The sequence below is a fragment of the Rhodococcus sp. WB1 genome (assembly GCF_001700945.1).
GTDB classification, from domain to species: Bacteria; Actinomycetota; Actinomycetes; order Mycobacteriales; family Mycobacteriaceae; genus Rhodococcus; species Rhodococcus aetherivorans.
On sequence record NZ_CP015529.1, the window covers coordinates 4448231 to 4464660 of the forward strand.

The following is a 16430-nucleotide window of genomic DNA, read 5'->3' on the forward strand; positions in this document are numbered from 1 at the left end:
CCCAGCGCCGAGGCACTCACCCGAATTCCAGTGCGAAATCGTCGATTTCGGACTGGTCGAGGTCGCTCAGCGTCAGATCGGAGGGAGTGAAGCCACCGGCGTCGTCGCGCGCGGCGTGGTCGGCGAGCGCACACAGCGCCGCGACCCAGCCGTGCGCCAACTCGGCGACGACGGACGCCGGCACGACCCCGGTGGCGTAACCCCACGTCGCGCGGAGCACCGGTCCGGCCGGCGTCTCCTCGGTGACGGCGCCGACCTCGATCGCGTGGCTCACCGGCATCGCCTCGTCGGTGGTGCCGCCGAGCACGCCGGCCTCCGGAGCGGCCGTCCACGGTCCGCCGTCCCCCTCGCCGAGGGTCAGCCGGCCGAGATAGTTGAACCCGATCTCCGGTGCCGGTGCGGCCCCGAGTTCGGTCCCGGACTCGGGATCGAGATGGCGGAGCATGCCGAACCCGATTCCGTTGTCCGGGATCTCCCGCAACTGCTCCTTGACGAGCTTGAGCGCCACCCCGGCGCAGTCGCCGCCGGCGAACGCCTCGGCGAGATCCACCCCGGAGACGTCGAGGCGGACCGGATACAGGCTGGTGAACCAGCCGACGGTGCGGGACAGGTCGGCGCCGGGCACCACCTGCTCCTCGCGTCCGTGCCCCTCCCGGTCCACCGGGACCGCCCCACCGCCGCACACCCGGCCCACCGTCAGCGCCAGCGCGGTGAGCAGCACGTCGTCGACGCCGGCGCGGAAGCGCTCCGGCACCGTCGTCAGCAGCGCCTCGGTCACCGACGCCGGGACCTGCACCTGCACCCGCGAGACCGTCGCCATCGTGTCGCGCGCGGGATCCACCCGCCGCCCCGCGATCCGCACGCATCCGGCCGGTTCGAGGGCGCGGCGCCACAACCCCAGTTCGCCGCGCCGCGCCGGAACCTGGTCGAGCAGCCCCCGCGCCCAGGTCCGCAGCGGCGTTCCCCCGCCGGCCGGTTCGGTGCCCTCGCACGCGACGGCCAGGTCCGGGACCAGGATCCGCCACGAGACCCCGTCGATCACCAGATGATGCACCACCACCAGGATCCGGCCCGGACGCCCTGGGCCGGCGTCGAAGAAGACCACCCGCATCATGTCACCGGTCTCGGGATCCAGGGCGGCACAGGCGACGTCGGTCTCCTCGGACAGCACCGTCGAGCGGGACCGCTCGTCGAGTCCCCGGACGTCCACCCGCGTGACGAGCGTGGCCGGATCGACGGTGTCCGCGGCACGGACGTCGAATGTCCTTGCCGCCGGATCGAACACGGCACGCAAGGCGTCGTGCACCGCGAGCACCCGGCCCACCGCCGCGACCAGGGTGCCGAGGTCGACCCCGACGGGCGCGTGCAGGAGGCGGGACTGGGCGAATCCCCGGTAGGGGCCGCCGCGGTCGAGGAGGTCGTGCACGATCGGGGTCGCCGGGACGAGACCCAGGGCGGCGGTGCGTTCCGTCTCGTCCGGTGCCGTGTCGACCTGCACGATGCGGGCCAGGCCCGCCGGGGTGCGGTGCTCGAAGACGTCGCGGGCGGCGAAGCGCAGTCCCGCCGCCCGGGCTCTCGACACGAGCTGGATCGAGACGATGGAATCACCGCCGAGGGAGAAGAAGTCGTCGTCGGGTCCGATCGTGTCCAGGCGCAGCACCTCCGCCACCACCGCGCACAGGCGCCGCTCGAGGTCGTTCGCCGGGGCCCGGGACGCCCCGGCGGGCGCGAAGACCGGGGCGGGCAGCGCCCGCCGGTCGACCTTACCGTTGGGGGTGACCGGGAACTCGTCGAGCACCACGATCGCGGCCGGCACCATGTGCTCGGGCAGACTACGGGACACGTGCTGCCGCACCACTTCCGGATCTGCTCCGGCGCCGGTGACGTAGCCGACGAGCCGGCGGCGGCCCGGCTCGTCCTCCCGGGCCACGACCACGCAGCCCGCGACCGCCGGGTGCGCCGACAACGCGGCCTCGATCTCGCCGAGCTCGATGCGGAACCCGCGGATCTTGACCTGATCGTCGCTGCGGCCGAGGTACTCGAGCACCGGACGGTCGCCGCCCGCGTCGATCCACCGCACCCGATCTCCGGTGCGGTAGAGCCGGGCGCCCGCAGCGCCGAACGGATCGGCCACGTAGCGGGCCGCACTCGGCCCGGGGCGGTTCAGGTAGCCGCGGGTTACGCCGGGCCCGCCGACGTACAGCTCTCCGGCCACGCCCGCCGCGACGAGGCGCAGACGGTCGTCGAGCACGTACACCCGGGCGCCGTCGATCGGCGCCCCGATGTGCGGGCGCGCCCCGCGGATCTCGGCGACCGTGGCGTCGACCGTGCATTCGGTGGGGCCGTACATGTTCAGCGCCCGTACCCCGTCGAACGCGCCGAGCGCCGACCACAGGTCCGCGGACACGGCCTCGCCGCCGACGGCGAGCAGGCTGGGACGGTGCGGCGCCGCGGGCTCGCACAGGCCGGCGGCGAGCAGTTCGGTCATGAGCAGCGGTACGCAGTCGACGGCGTCGATGCGGTGGGTGCGCACGTAGGCGACGGTGGCGGCGGCGTCGGCGAGCAGGTCGGCGTCCGGCAGGTACAGGGTGTGCCCGGCGAGCATGGACAGCAGCGGGTCGATCGAGGAGTCGAACGACAGCGCGTAGGTCAGCAGCACCCTCAGCGGCCGGTCCTCCGCGCGGCCGACGGTCCGGCGCCGCTGGGTCGCGACCAGGTTCACGACGCCGCGGTGCGGCACCACGACGCCCTTGGGGAGCCCGGTCGAGCCGGAGGTGTAGACGACGTAGGCGGCCCCGTCGCCGGAGACTGCGCCGAGATGCTCGCCCGGCTCGAGCGGGGTGTCCGGGAGCGTGGGGTCCACCGCGGCGAGCGCGGCCTCGTCGAGGACGAGGACGGGCCTCGAGTCGGCGAGCATGTGTTCGATGCGCTCGGCCGGGTACCCGGGATCGATCGGGACGTAGGCGCCGCCGGCCTGCCACACCGCGAGGGCCGCGACGATCGCGTCGGTGCCGCGCGGCAGCATCAGCCCGACCACCGTCTCGGGTCCCACGCCGCGGCGGATCAGGTGCCGCGCGAGCCGACTGGTACGGGCGTGCAGTTCCCCGAAGGTGAGCGTCCCGGTGGCAGTGACCAGCGCGGTCGCGGTCGGGGTGCGCCGCCCCTGGCGGGTGAACAGCTCACCCAGGGTATCCACGCCGACGTCTTCGACGTCGTCCATACATACGTACGGGCTGCCGGAGCAGAGACGGTCGCGCTCGTCGTCGGCGAGCAGGTCGAGCGCGGACAGCCGGGTCCGCGGATCCCTCGCGAGCGCCGCGAAGGCGCGCACCACGCGGGCGGAGAGCGCATCGGCGGTGGCCGCGTCGAACAGGTCCCGCGCGTACTCCACCCGCACTCGCAGGCCGACGCCCGCGTCCTCGACCACGTCGAAGGTCAGGTCGAACAGGGCGGCGCCGGTGTCGACGGTGGACACCCGCGGTTCCAGGCCGGCGAAGGCGTCGACGACCGGCGGGGTGCGGTGCTGCACGAGCACCTGGAACAGCGGGTGCCGGCCGGCGCTGCGGGAGGGGTTCAGGGCCTCGACCAGCCGGTCGAACGGCAGGTCCTGGTTCGCGTAGGCGTCGAGGTCGGTGCTGCGGATCCGGGCGAGCAGTTCGGCGAGCGCGGGATCGCCGGACAGGTCCGTCCGCAGAACCACCATGTTGACGAAGAACCCGACGAGGTCGTCCAGTTCGGCGGCGGGGCGGCCTGCGGTGGGCGAGCCGATCGGGATGTCCTCCCCCGCGCCGCTGCGCGCGAGTGCGACGGCGACCGCGGTGTGCACGAGCATGAACATCGTGGCGCCCGCACCGCGCGCGACGGCCCGCAGCGCATCGGCCACGTGCGGCGGTACCAGCCGTTCGACCGTGCCGCCCGCGAACGTGGCCGTCGCGCCGCGGGGCCGGTCGGTGGGCAGGTCGAGTTCCTCCGGCATCCCGTCGAGCCGGGCGCGCCAGTAGTCGAGCTGGCGGGCGGCGAGTCCGTCGCCGTCGCCGAGGATCTCGCGGTGCCACACCGCGAAGTCGGCGTACTGCACCGGCAGCGGCGCCGGCGTCCAGGAACTCCCGGCGGCCGCGGCGGCGTAGGCCGCGCCGAGCTCGCGCAGCAGGATCGGGGCGGACAACTCGTCGGCGGCGACGTGGTGCACGAGCACCAGCAGCACGGCCTCCGCGGATCCGCCCTCGAAAAGCATCACCTTGATCGGGATCTCGCGTTCGAGGTCGAACACGTGCCGCGCCGCGGCCGCCACCGCCGCGTCCAGGTCGGCCCCCTCGACGGTGCGGGCGGTGAACGGCACGCCGGGTGCGGCGAGCACGCGCTGCATGCCGACGCCGTCGTGGTCCTCGAGCACGGTGCGCAGGACCTCGTGCCGGTCCAGCACCGCGCGCACCGCTTCGTGCAGCGCCGCCGGATCGGGGACGCCGCGCAGGCGCAGCGTCAGCGGGACGTTGTAGGTCGGGCTCGGGCCCTCGAGCCGGAACTGGAACCACAGCCGCTGCTGCCCCGCCGACAGCGGTGCACGGTCGCCGCGTTCGACCGGACGCAGCGGGATCCGCAGGGCCGCGGCACCGTCGGGGCACTGCGCGGCGAGCCCCTCGACGGTCGGGTGGTCGAAGACGGTGCGGATCGGCAGTTCCACGCCGAGCGCGTCGCGGACCTTCGCGATCAGCTTGGCCGCCGCGAGGGAGTGACCGCCGAGGAGGAAGAAGTCGTCGTCGACGCCGACGGTGTCGAGGCCCAGGACGTCCGCGAACACCGCGCACAGCACGCGTTCGCGTTCGGTGGCGGCCGCGCGGCCGCCGACGAGGGCCCCGAAGTCCGGTTCCGGCAGCGACGTGCGGTCCACCTTCCCGTTGGAGGTGAGCGACAGCGCGTCGAGGAACACGAACGCCGACGGCACCATGTGCGCCGGCAGCCGCCGCGCCACGAGCTCGCGGGCCGTCGCGGGGTCACCGTCGCCGCCCACCAGGTAGGCGACGAGCCGCGCGGTGCCGGTCGCGTCGGGACGCGCCACGGCGACGGCCCGCGCGACGCCGGGCAGCTCCTGCAGCGCCGCCTCGACCTCGCCGAGTTCGACGCGGAAGCCACGGATCTTGACCTGGTCGTCCCGGCGGCCGCGGTAGACGAGGTGGCCGTCCGCGGTCCACCGCACCACGTCGCCGGTGCGGTACATGCGGCTTTCGCTGTCGCCGAACGGGTTCGCCACGAACCGCGCCGCGGTCGCGCCGGGCGCGCCGAGGTAGCCTCGCACCACGCCGGGGCCGGCGACGTACAGTTCTCCGTCCACGCCCTCCGGGACCGGGTTCAGCGCGGCGTCGAGCACGTAGGCGCGCAGGTTCGCCACCGGCCGGCCGATCACGGGTTCCGCCGCGTCCCCCACCTCGGCGACGAGGACGTCGACGGTGCCCTCCGTGGGGCCGTAGAAGTTGAACGCGGCGCCGTCGCGCTCACGCAGACGCCGCCACAGGGCGTCGGTGACGGCGTCGCCGCCGAAGCCGAGCGTCGGCACGGTACCGGCGGGCAGCAGGTCGGCCTCGACGATCTGCTCGAGTTGCGCGGGCGACAGTTCGACGAAGTGCCAGCCCTCGCTGCCGGCGAGTTCGGCGAGCCGGTGCGGGTCCCGCTGGGTGGCCTCGTCGACGATGCGCAGCTCGTGTCCGTCGAGCAGCCACAGGTGCGGGCCCCACGAGGCGTCGAACGCGAACGACCAGGCGTGCCCGACCCGCAGGCGGTCGCGGCCGGCCTCGGCGCGGGCACGGGAGAAGACGCGCTCGCGGTGGCTGTGGAACAGGTTGACGGCGCCGCGGTGCGGGACCTCCACGCCCTTGGGCCGGCCGGTCGAACCGGAGGTGTGGATGACGTAGGCGACGTCGAGCTCGTGCAGCGGGCGGCCGCGTTCCGCGCGGGTCAGCGGCTCGGGGTCGTAGCCGGACAGGTCCAGCCCGTCGAGGTTCACCGGATCGGGTAGGCCTGCGGTGCAGGAGATCTCGGCGATACGTGCGGCGCCGTCGCCGCCGGTGAGCACGACACCGGGTGCGGTCTCGGCGAGCACGTGGGCGAGCCGCTCGGCGGGATGGTCGGGGTCCAGCGGAACGCACGTGGCGCCGGCCTCGAGGACGGCGAACAGCGCAACCAGCGTGTCGGCGCGGCGCGGCAGCGCGACGGCGACGCGCCGCTGTGGGCCGAGCCCGAGGCTCAGGAGGTGACGGGCGAGGCGGCGCGAGCGCGCGGCCAGTTCACCGAAGGTCAGGGCGGTGGCGGCATCGCGCACCGCGGGTGCGTCCGGGTCACGGGCCACCTGCGCGGCCAGCAGGTCCGGCAGCGTGAGGTCCGTCGGCACCGGCAGGTCGTCGCCGCTGCGCTCGACGAGGAGGCGGCGGCGCTCGCCGGCGCCGAGGATCTGCAGCCGGGCCAGCGGCCGGTGCGGATCGGCGAGCGCGACGACCTGGGTGAGGAGCAGTTCGAGACGGCGTGCGTGCCGCGCGAGGTCGTCGGCGGTGTAGGCGTCGGCATCCGCGTCCACCCAGACTTCGAGGCCGCCGGTGTGGTCGAGCGGCCGCACGGTCACCATGAAGTCCTGCAGCGGGCCCCGGGCCACGGAGTGCACCGCGGCGTGCAGGTCCGCGAAGCGCAGCCGGTCGCCGAACGGTTTGACGTTGACGGACGGCCCCACGACGCCCCGGGAGCCCGCGGGCAGGCGCAGGTCGTTCTGGATGTCCTCCCCGCGGTAGCGGTGGTGCGGGCGGCAGTCCGCCACGGCGGCACGCACCTCGGCGACGAGATCGGCGAGGGTGCGGGCGGGTTCGGGACGCAGGCGCAGCGGCACGACGTTGACCGCGGACATCGGCACGGTCGTCGCGGCGCTGCCGAGCCGGTTCATCACCGGGAATCCCACGATCACGTCGCCGCGTCCCGTCGCGGCGCGCAGGAACGCGGCGACGGCGGCGGTGACGACGTCGCCCCAGCTCGCGCCGGTGGCCTTGCCGATCCGCGAGAGCCCTTGCTGCTGTTCGGCGGTCAGGGTCAGGCGCACGCCGCGGCAGCGGACGGCGATGCCGCCGGGACCGTCGGCGAGGGTCACGGCGTCCTCGGCGCCGTCGAGGTAGCCGGCCCAGAAGTCCCGGTCGGCGGCGAAGTCCGCGGACGCACGGTAGGCGGCTTCCTCGGCGACGACGGGGGCGAGTGGGGCGAACCTGGCCGGTGGGACCGGCAGCCCGAGCACGTCGGCGGTGTAGCGCTCGGCGATGCGCCGGGTGAGCAGGCCGAAGCCGTAGGCATCGATCACCAGGTGGTGGATGCACAGGTAGAGGACGGCGTGCCGGTCGCCGAGGCGGAGCACGGCGACGCGCAGGCACGGCTCGCGGGCGGGATCCAGCACGCGCGTGTGGTCGCCGGCCATCCAGCGCCGGGCGGCCGCCTCCGGCTCGGGCTCGCGGCGCAGATCGACGACGGCGGGCTCCGGCGCCTCGTGCGCGCCGGGACGGATGAGGACCGATCCGTCGGCCTCCACGGCGAAGGCCGCGGTGAGCACCTCGGCTTCGGCGACGGCCTCCCGGACCGCCCGCGTCACCGCGGCGACGTCGACGTCGCCGCGGAGTTCGACGCATTCCGCGGTGTTGAAGACGGGGTTCGCGGGGTCGAGCTGCTGGGCGAACCATACGCCGGACTGGGCCCGCGTCAGCGGAAATGCCGAGGTCGACGGGCCGGACGTGGGCACGATCGATCCCCTTTCTACGGTCGAATTCGACTGTGCCGTATCGCATCACGAGAGGTGAAGCCGGTCCGGCGCGAAACGTGACGATACCAAAGGTTAGGCTAACCGTATATGTTCTGCTGGGTCGGGTGCACGGCACCGCGACCGTCCCTGTCACCACTACGAGAGGTCTGCGCACATGCAAGCACCGGCCGTCGCCGCGCACGGCACCGCCGCCCCGCGGCAGATCGGCACCGCCGCCCCGCGGCAGATCGGGTCCGCCGCCCCGTTCGTGCTGTCGCGTCCGCACGGCACCGTCGTGGCGGAGGGCGTCGACGCCCGGTTCGACTCGGCCGGCGAGGCCGCGGCGGCGCTGCGCGCCGGCTCGGTGGCCGCCGTCGTCGGCGCGCTGCCGTTCGCACCCGACCACCACGCCGCCCTCACCGCGCCCGTCGCGCTGCGGCACCAGCCGGACCCCGTCGGGGACGTCACCGTCGCGCTGCCGCCGGTGCGGATCGCCGCGACGCTGCCCACCGAGGACGAACACCTCGACCGGGTGGCCACGGCGCTGCGGCAACTGCGCGACCCGGCCGACGACCTGGCGAAGGTGGTGCTGGCCCGCGCGCTGCTCCTGCGGGCGGACGCACCCGTCGACCCGGCGTCGCTGCTCGCCCGCCTGGCCGGAAACGACCCCTCCGGCAACGGATTCGTCGTCGACCTCACCGCCGCCGGGGGACCGTGGACCGGCCGGCACCTCGTCGGGGCCAGTCCCGAGGTGCTCGTCCGGCGCCGCGGCGACCTCGTCACGTGTCATCCGCTCGCCGGTTCGGCGCCCCGGCACCCGGACCCCGAGGTCGACCGGCGCACCGGCCGGCGCCTCGCCGCGTCGGAGAAGAACCTCGCCGAGCACGCCCACGTCGTCGACGCCCTGCGCGCGAGCCTCGAACCGCTGTGCACCGACCTCGACATCCCCGGTTCGCCGACCCTGACGACCACCCGGCAGCTCTGGCACCTGGGCACCCCGATCTCGGGCCGGTTGCGGGACCGGTCGGTCACCGCCCTCGACCTCGCCCTCGCCGTGCATCCGACCCCCGCAATCTGCGGCACGCCGACCGCCCCCGCCCGGGCGCTGATCCAGGAACTGGAGGGTGACCGCGGTTTCTACGCCGGCGCCGTCGGCTGGGCCGACCGGGACGGCGACGGCGAATGGATGGTGACGATCCGCTGCGCCGTCCTCGACGCCGACGGCACCACGCTCACGACCCACGCGGGCGGCGGCATCGTCGCCGGGTCGGATCCGCTCGACGAACTCGCGGAGACCACAACGAAGTTCGGCACGGTGCTCGAGGCGCTGGGGGTGCGGCGGTGAGCCGGTCCGTCACCCTCGTCGTCGGCGCCGCCCAGGGCATCGGCCGCGCCACCGCCCTGACCCTCGCGAAGGCCGGGCACCGCGTCGTCCTCGCCGACCGCGATGTCGACGGCCTCGCCGAGACCGCCGCGCTGCTCGACGTGGCCGCCCCCGTGCACGGTCTCGACGTGTGCAACGCGGCCGGCGTCGCCGAGGCGGTCGCACGAGTGGAGGCCGAGCACGGGCCGGTCGACGCGCTGGCCCACGTCGCGGGCGTCTTCACCACCGGGTCGGTGCTCGACTCCGATCCCGCCGAGTGGCAGCGGATGTTCGACGTCAACGTCACCGGCCTGATCAACGTGCTGCGCGTCGTCGGTCGCGGGATGCGCGAGCGTCGCCGCGGGGCGATCGTCACGGTCGGCTCCAATTCGGCGGGTGTGCCCCGCGCCGGAATGGGCGCATACGGCGCGTCGAAGTCCGCCGCCCACATGATCGTTCGTGTGCTCGGCCTCGAGCTGGCCCGGTTCGGGGTCCGCGCCAACGTCGTCGCCCCGGGCTCCACGGACACGGCGATGCAACGGTCCCTGTGGCCGGATCCGGCCGACGACGCGGGCGCCCGCACCGCGATCGACGGCGACGCCGCCTCGTTCAAGGTGGGGATTCCATTGGGCCGCATCGCCGACCCTGCCGACATCGCCGACGCCGTCGAGTTCCTGCTCTCCGACCGTGCCCGCCACATCACCATGCAGACCCTGTACGTCGACGGCGGCGCCACGCTGCGCGCCTGAACCGGATCGAAAGGAACTCCGTGACGATCGCCGCCACCCGGACTCCCCTGGCTGCCACCGCCGGCTACCCCCAGGAGTTCGCGGAACTCTACCGCGCCGCGGGCTACTGGACGGACGAGACGTTCGTCCGGTTCCTGTCCGTGCGGGCCGACCGCCACGGCGAGCGCGTCGCCGTGGTCGGCCGTGACGCCCGCGGCACCGAACGCCGCCTCACCTACCGCGAACTCACCGGCGCCGCGGACCGGATCGCCACCGGGCTCGCGGCCGCGGGCGTCCGGCCGGGCGACCGGGTGCTGGTGCAGCTGCCCAACATCGTCGAGTACACCGAGGTGGTCTTCGCGGTGTTCCGGCTCGGTGCGCTGCCGGTGTTCGCGCTGCCCGCGCACCGCAGCGCCGAGATCGGGTACTTCTGCCGGTTCACCGACGCCGCCGCGTACGTGATCGCCGGCGAGCACGGCGGATTCGACTACCGCGGCCTGGCCCGGCAGGTGTGCACGAACCTCGACCGTCCGCCGGTCGTGGTCGTCGCCGGCGACGCCCAGGAGTTCACCCCGCTCGACGCGCTGCGCGAGCACGAGCCGGGCGAATTCGCCGATGTCGAAGCGGAATCCGTCGCCTTCCTGCAGCTCTCGGGCGGCACCACCGGAACCCCGAAGCTGATCCCGCGCACCCACACCGACTACCTGTACTCGGTGCGCGAGTCGGCCCGCATCTGCGGCGTCGACGCCGGCACCCGGATGCTGGTGGTACTGCCGGCGGCGCACAACTTCCCGATGAGCTCACCCGGGATCCTCGGGGTCCTGCACGCCGGCGGCACGATCGTGCTGGCGCCGGACCCGAGCCCCGACACCGCCTTCGCGCTGATCGAGCGCGAGCGGGTCACCATGGCGTCGCTCGTGCCCCCGCTCGCACTGGCGTGGCTGTCGGCGCGGCCCCGTATCGACCGGGACCTGTCGTCGCTGCAGGTCCTGCAGGTGGGGGGCGCGAAGTTCGGCGCCGAGGCGGCCGCGCGCGTGACGCCCGAACTCGGCTGCACCCTGCAGCAGGTGTTCGGGATGGCCGAGGGCCTGGTCAACTACACCCGGCTCGACGACCCCGAGGCCACCATCGTCGGCACCCAGGGCCGGCCCATCAGCCCGCACGACGAGATCCGGGTGGTCGACGACGCCGACCGTCCCGTCGCCCCGGGCGCGACGGGCCACCTGCTCACCCGCGGTCCCTACACGATCCGCGGCTACTACGACGCGCCCGGGCACAACGCGTCGGCGTTCACCGCCGACGGGTTCTACCGCACCGGAGATCTCGTGCGGCTGACCGAGGACGGCTACGTCGTCGTCGAGGGCCGCGCGAAGGACCAGATCAACCGGGGCGGCGAGAAGATCGCCGCCGAGGAGGTGGAGAACCACCTGCTCGCCCACCCCGGGGTCCTGGACGCCGCGGTGGTGGCCGTGCCCGACGCCTACCTCGGGGAGCGCACGTGTGTGTTCGTCGTCGCCGACGGCGAGGCCCCGAAGGCCCCGGCGCTGAGGACCTTCCTGCGCGAGCGGGGCCTGGCCGCGTACAAGATCCCCGACAAGGTGGTCTTCGTCGACACCTTCCCCCGCACCGGTGTGGGCAAGACCAGCCGCGCCGGACTGCGTCGCGCGCTCGCCGCCACCCTGCAGCACTGATCCCGACTCCGCTCGACCACAGAAAGCGAATCCTGCGATGGCCCTGCCGAAGTCCGTGTCCTATCCCCTGCCGACCGACCTGCCCGCCAACACCGTCGACTGGACCATCGACCCGCGGCGGGCGGTACTGCTCGTGCACGACATGCAGGAGTACTTCGTGCGGGCCTTCGACCGCGCGGCGGATCCGCTGGCGACGGTGGTCCCGAACATCGACGCGATCCGGCGGTCGGCGTACGAGGCGGGCATTCCCGTCGTCTACACCGCCCAGCCCGGCGACCAGGATCCGGCCGAGCGGGCGCTGCTCACCGATTTCTGGGGTCCCGGCCTGGCCGACGATCCGGCCCTGACGTCCGTCGTCGCCGACCTCGCGCCGCGCGAGGACGACGTGCAGCTCACCAAGTGGCGCTACAGCGCGTTCATCCGCACCGACCTGCGGGAGCGGATGCGCGCGTGGGGCCGGGACCAGCTCGTCGTCACCGGCGTCTACGCCCACATCGGGTGCCTGAGCACCGCGCTGGACGGATTCATGCAGGACGTGCAGGTCTTCGTCGTCGCGGACGGCGTCGCGGACTTCTCCCGGCGCGAGCACACCGAGGCGCTGCACTACCTCGCGGCGCGGTGCGCCGCCGTGGTGCCGGCGGCGGACGCGGTGCGGCGCCTGCGCACCGGCGTCCTCTCGGTGTCCGGCTGATCCGCGGGGAGCGCCGCTTACACGCCGACTTCCTGCGGTTCCGTGCGGGCCGCGAGCGCGGCGTATCTGCCGCCGCGGGCGAGCAGTTCGTCGTGGCTGCCCTGCTCCACGATGCGGCCGCGGTCGAGGACGACGATCGTGTCGGCGTCGCGGATCGTCGAGAGGCGGTGCGCGACGGTGAGGGTCGTGCGGCCGCGGCGGGCCGCGTCCAGGGCCTGCTGCACCGCGCGTTCGGTCTCGTTGTCGAGCGCGCTCGTCGCCTCGTCGAGCACCAGGATGCGCGGGTCGCGCAGCAGGGTGCGGGCGATGGCGAGGCGCTGCTTCTCGCCGCCGGAGAAGCGGTGTCCGCGCGCCCCGACGACGGTGTCGTAGCCGTCCGGCAACGAGGACAGGAGCTCGTGGATGTGCGCGGCGCGGGCGGCCTGCTCGATCTCGGCGTCCGTCGCGTCGGGCTTGGCGTGGCGCAGGTTCTCCCGGACCGTGGCGTGCAGCAGGTACGTCTCCTGGGAGACGACCCCGACCAGGCTCGCGATGTCGGCGAGCGGAAGGTCGCGCACGTCGACGCCGTCGATCGTCACCCGCCCCGACGTGGGGTCGTACAGCCGCGCGACGAGCGACCCGAGAGTCGTCTTTCCCGAACCTGTTTCGCCGACGAGAGCGACGTGTGAGCCGGCGGGCACGTCGAGGGTGATGCCGGCCAGCGCGTCCCGGTCGGCGCCGTCGTAGCGGAAGCGGACGTCGTCGAACCGCACGGCGCCGGCGATCCGGTCGAGGTCGAGCCGCACCGGGTTCGCGGGTTCGCCGATCTCGACGGTCAGGTCGAGGTATTCGAAGATGCGGCTGAACAGCGCCAGCGAACCGGTGACCGACACGCCCACGTCGAGCAGGCTCATCAGCGGCCGGAACAGGGTGGCCTGCAGGCCGGTGAAGGCGACGAGGGTGCCGATGGTCATCCCGCCCGACGTCGCGGGCAGGCCGGCGACGAGGTAGAGCAGGGCGGGGATGGCGGCGAAGACGATGTTCATCGTGGCCATGCGCCAGCGACCGGACAGCTGGGAACGGACCTCGAGGTCGGCCAGTTCGGTGGAGGTGCGGGCGAAGCGTGTCGACATGGCCGGGCCGGTGCCGAGGGTCTTACCGAGCAGGACGCCGCTGAGCGAGAGACTCTCCTCGATCTGGGTCTGCATGTCGGCGAGGCGACGCTGGCGCACGGCGGTGATCTCGCGGCGCATCAGGGCGACTTTGCGGGTGAGCCAGATCGCCGGCGGCAGCACCAGCAGGGACAGCAGCGACAGCCGCCAGCTGAGCACCGCCATCGCGACGGCCGTGCCGACGACGGTGGTGACGTTGGCGGCGATCGAGGTGGCGGTGGAGGTGACGACGTTCTGCATGCCGCCGATGTCGTTGGTCAGGCGTGACTGGATCTCCCCGCCGCGGGTGCGGGTGAAGAAGCCGAGGGACTGCCGTTGCAGGTGGTCGAACACGCGGGTGCGCAGGTCGTGCATGACGTGCTGGCCCACCGTGGTGGAGATCCACGTCTGCACCACCCCGAGGATCGAGGCGACGACGGTGACGGCGAGCATCGCGCCGACGGCGCCGAGCAGCAACGGCACGTCCTGGTCGGGAATCGCGTGGTCGATGAGGGTGCGGACGAGGAACGGGTTGGCGAGCGTGATCACCGACGACACCACGATGAGCGCGACGACGAGCGCGACCTGCCAGCGGTAGGGCGCGAAGAGCGCGCCGATGCGGCGCACGCTCACGGGGGATTCCTCGAGCTGGGCGCGGTCGCGCGGGTCGGGCTTGGCGTGCCGCATCGGTCCCGGCCCGCCGCCGGGCGGAGGCTGCATCATGCCCATCACCTCCTTCGTGAGGCACGAAACGTACTTGTTGAGGTTGCCTCACTAAGAGGCAGCCGTCAAGTGAGGTATGATCCGCATCATGTCCGACGCCCCCACCGACCCGGCGCTGCGCGACCTGCTGATGACGGCCACCCGCACGCTGCGACGCCGCTGGCACGCCACCCTCGTCCCGTGGGAACTGTCCCCGCACGAGCACCGCGCGCTGCACGTCGTCGGCCACTCCGCTCAGCCGCTGCGCCTCGGCGACGTCGCCAAGGCGCTGCGCATCGCGCCGCGATCGGCCACCGAGGTGATCGACCGGCTCGAGGCCCGGGGCCTGACCCGTCGCGTCGCCGACCCCGCCGACCGTCGCGCCGTGTGCGTCCACCTCACCGACGAGGGCCGTCGCATCGCCGCCGAACTCGACGCGGCCCGCGACGCCGAGGCCACCGAGTTCTTCGCCCACCTCGACGGCCCCGAACGCACCGAACTGGCCCGCCTCCTCACCAAGCTCGCCGACGGGTGACTCCCGCGACGAAGGGGAGGTTGTTGTGGCAACGTGCGAGTGGCGTGCCCGACAACCGCCCCCTCGGCGCGACAACCTCCCGCTCGGATCTCACGTTCCCCGCCCGACGGACGTCTACCCGGTGGGCCGGGTGGGACAGCCCGGGCGGAGGAGGAACCATGACCACCGGGAACCGGACCGACTCGCTCACCGCGCGGGTCGATGCTCAGGACTGGCCGGCGCTCGTCGCCGAACTCGACGCGACGGGGTGCGCGCAGACCGGGCCGCTGCTCACCGCGGACGAGTGCGCGCGCGTCGCCGCGATGTGGGACGACGACCGCCGCTTCCGCAGCACGATCGACATGGAACGGCACCGCTTCGGCAAGGGCACCTACCGCTACTTCGGCGACCCCGTACCCGAGGGCATCACCCGGTTGCGCGCGGCGTTCTACCACCGGCTGCTGCCCGTCGCACGGGGCTGGGCGCAGCGGCTCGGCGACCCGGCGCCCTGGCCCGACGACTTCGGCGACTGGCTCGACGCCTGCCACGCCGCCGGACAGGCCAGGCCGACGCCCATCCTGCTGCGCTACACGACCGGCGACTGGAACGCCCTGCACCGCGACCTATACGGCGACCTGGTGTTCCCGCTGCAGGTGGTGATCGGCCTCGACCGGCCCGGCCACGACCACCTCGGCGGCGAGTTCCTCCTCGTCGAGCAACGCGCCCGCGCGCAGTCCCGCGGCACCGCCACCGTGCTGCAGCAGGGTCACGGACTGATCTTCACCACCCGCGACCGGCCCACCCCCTCCGCGCGCGGCTGGACCCGCTCCCCCGTCCGGCACGGGGGTCAGCACCGTCCGCGCCGGCGTCCGCCACACCCTCGGCCTCGTCCTGCACGACGCCCGATGACCGGCTACACGCTGCTCGGCGCGGACGGGCGTCCCTACCGCAGCCCGACCCCCGGATCCGTCGGTGGGCACCGGCGCGGCCGGATCTACGGTCGCCTCGACTGCCGCGCGGCGCTGCGGGCGATCGCCCGCGGCGGGTACGTCCGGGACCGGGTCTTCTTCGCCGACGAATCCGATGCCGTCGCAGCCGGATACCGCCCGTGCGCGGTGTGCCTTCCGGGGCGCTACCGGGAATGGCAGACGAGGCGGCACCCGTGAGCGACGCCCTGTTCCCCGTGCCGCGCGCCCGCGTCGAGATCGCCCCGGGCGCCGTGCACGTGCCCGGCTGGCTCGACGTCGACGAGCAACGCCGCCTCGTCGCCGCCTGCCGGGACTGGGCGCGCGGGCCCGTGCCGATCCGTCACACCGCCCTGCCTGGCGGGGGCCGGATGTCGGTGCAGACCGTCTGCCTCGGGTGGCACTGGTCGCCGTACCGTTACACCCGCACCGCGGTGGACGTGAACGACGCTCCCGTCGCCCCTTTCCCGGACCGGCTGGGCGACCTCGGGCGGCGTGCCCTCGTCGCCGCGTACGACGACCCGCACGCCGGCGACGATTACACCCCCGACACCGCGCTGATCAACTTCTACGACGGCGACGCCCGCATGGGCATGCATCAGGACAAGGACGAACGCAGCGACGCCCCCATCGTGTCGCTCAGCATCGGCGACGCGTGCACCTTCCGGTTCGGCAACACCGAGAGCCGCGGCCGGCCCCACCGCGACGTCCGGCTCGAATCCGGCGACCTGTTCGTGTTCGGCGGTCCGTCGCGACTCGCGTATCACGGTGTGCCCAAAGTCTTTCCCGGCACGGCCGACCCCGCGTCGGGGATGACGCGGGGCCGGCTCAACCTCACGATGCGGGTCACCGGGCTCGGCGGGTGAGCTACCCGGAGCGGCGAGGAG

General features: G+C 73.8%; 9 protein-coding genes and 1 pseudogene. 8 read left to right on the forward strand and 2 right to left on the reverse strand.

Features of this window, described 5'->3' with window-relative positions; all coding sequences use genetic code 11:
- Nucleotides 1–16: 16 nt before the first annotated feature.
- The gene (locus A4U64_RS19820) at nucleotides 17–7759 is read right to left on the reverse strand and encodes a non-ribosomal peptide synthetase (RefSeq protein WP_065923009.1); all 7743 of its coding nucleotides are present in this window, start codon (nucleotides 7757–7759) and stop codon (nucleotides 17–19) included.
- A 175-nt stretch (nucleotides 7760–7934) separates the two neighbouring features.
- Here A4U64_RS19820 and A4U64_RS19825 point away from each other — a divergent pair, with 175 nt between their 5' ends.
- Genes A4U64_RS19825 through A4U64_RS19840 form a run of 4 tightly spaced genes read left to right on the forward strand, consistent with a single transcriptional unit; the run spans nucleotide 7935 to nucleotide 12232 of the window.
- Nucleotides 7935–9104 (forward strand): isochorismate synthase, encoded by a 1170-nt coding sequence (locus A4U64_RS19825; protein WP_029541313.1) that lies wholly within the window; start codon nucleotides 7935–7937, stop codon nucleotides 9102–9104.
- Complete coding sequence (locus tag A4U64_RS19830) at nucleotides 9101–9871, forward strand: 2,3-dihydro-2,3-dihydroxybenzoate dehydrogenase (RefSeq protein ID WP_006931907.1); 771 nt, start codon at nucleotides 9101–9103, stop codon at nucleotides 9869–9871. The genes A4U64_RS19825 and A4U64_RS19830 overlap by 4 nt, the downstream gene beginning before the upstream one ends.
- 20 nt (nucleotides 9872–9891) lie before the next feature.
- Nucleotides 9892–11541, forward strand: a complete 1650-nt coding sequence (locus tag A4U64_RS19835; protein ID WP_006931905.1) for a (2,3-dihydroxybenzoyl)adenylate synthase — start codon at nucleotides 9892–9894, stop codon at nucleotides 11539–11541.
- Between the two features lie 37 nt (nucleotides 11542–11578).
- Nucleotides 11579–12232: an isochorismatase family protein gene (locus tag A4U64_RS19840; protein ID WP_006931903.1), complete on the forward strand. Its 654-nt coding sequence runs from the start codon at nucleotides 11579–11581 to the stop codon at nucleotides 12230–12232.
- Nucleotides 12233–12249: 17 nt separating this feature from the next.
- Here A4U64_RS19840 and A4U64_RS19845 read toward each other — a convergent pair whose 3' ends face one another.
- Complete coding sequence (locus A4U64_RS19845) at nucleotides 12250–14085, reverse strand: ABC transporter ATP-binding protein (protein WP_180987026.1); 1836 nt, start codon at nucleotides 14083–14085, stop codon at nucleotides 12250–12252.
- 76 nt (nucleotides 14086–14161) lie between these two features.
- On the opposite strand from A4U64_RS19845, the gene A4U64_RS19850 reads away from it, so the two are divergent.
- The 4 genes and pseudogenes from A4U64_RS19850 (at nucleotide 14162) to A4U64_RS19865 (ending at nucleotide 16409) form a co-directional block, all read left to right on the forward strand.
- Nucleotides 14162–14599: a MarR family winged helix-turn-helix transcriptional regulator gene (locus A4U64_RS19850; RefSeq protein WP_006931898.1), complete on the forward strand. Its 438-nt coding sequence runs from the start codon at nucleotides 14162–14164 to the stop codon at nucleotides 14597–14599.
- A gap of 158 nt (nucleotides 14600–14757) precedes the next feature.
- Nucleotides 14758–15487: pseudogene (locus A4U64_RS19855) on the forward strand (2OG-Fe(II) oxygenase).
- On the forward strand, nucleotides 15484–15744 hold the full coding sequence (locus tag A4U64_RS28585; RefSeq protein WP_050034615.1) for an Ada metal-binding domain-containing protein: 261 nt from the start codon (nucleotides 15484–15486) through the stop codon (nucleotides 15742–15744). The pseudogene A4U64_RS19855 and the gene A4U64_RS28585 overlap by 4 nt, the downstream one beginning before the upstream one ends.
- Nucleotides 15720–16409: an alpha-ketoglutarate-dependent dioxygenase AlkB family protein gene (locus A4U64_RS19865; protein ID WP_065923010.1), complete on the forward strand. Its 690-nt coding sequence runs from the start codon at nucleotides 15720–15722 to the stop codon at nucleotides 16407–16409. The genes A4U64_RS28585 and A4U64_RS19865 overlap by 25 nt, the downstream gene beginning before the upstream one ends.
- Nucleotides 16410–16430: the final 21 nt, after the last annotated feature.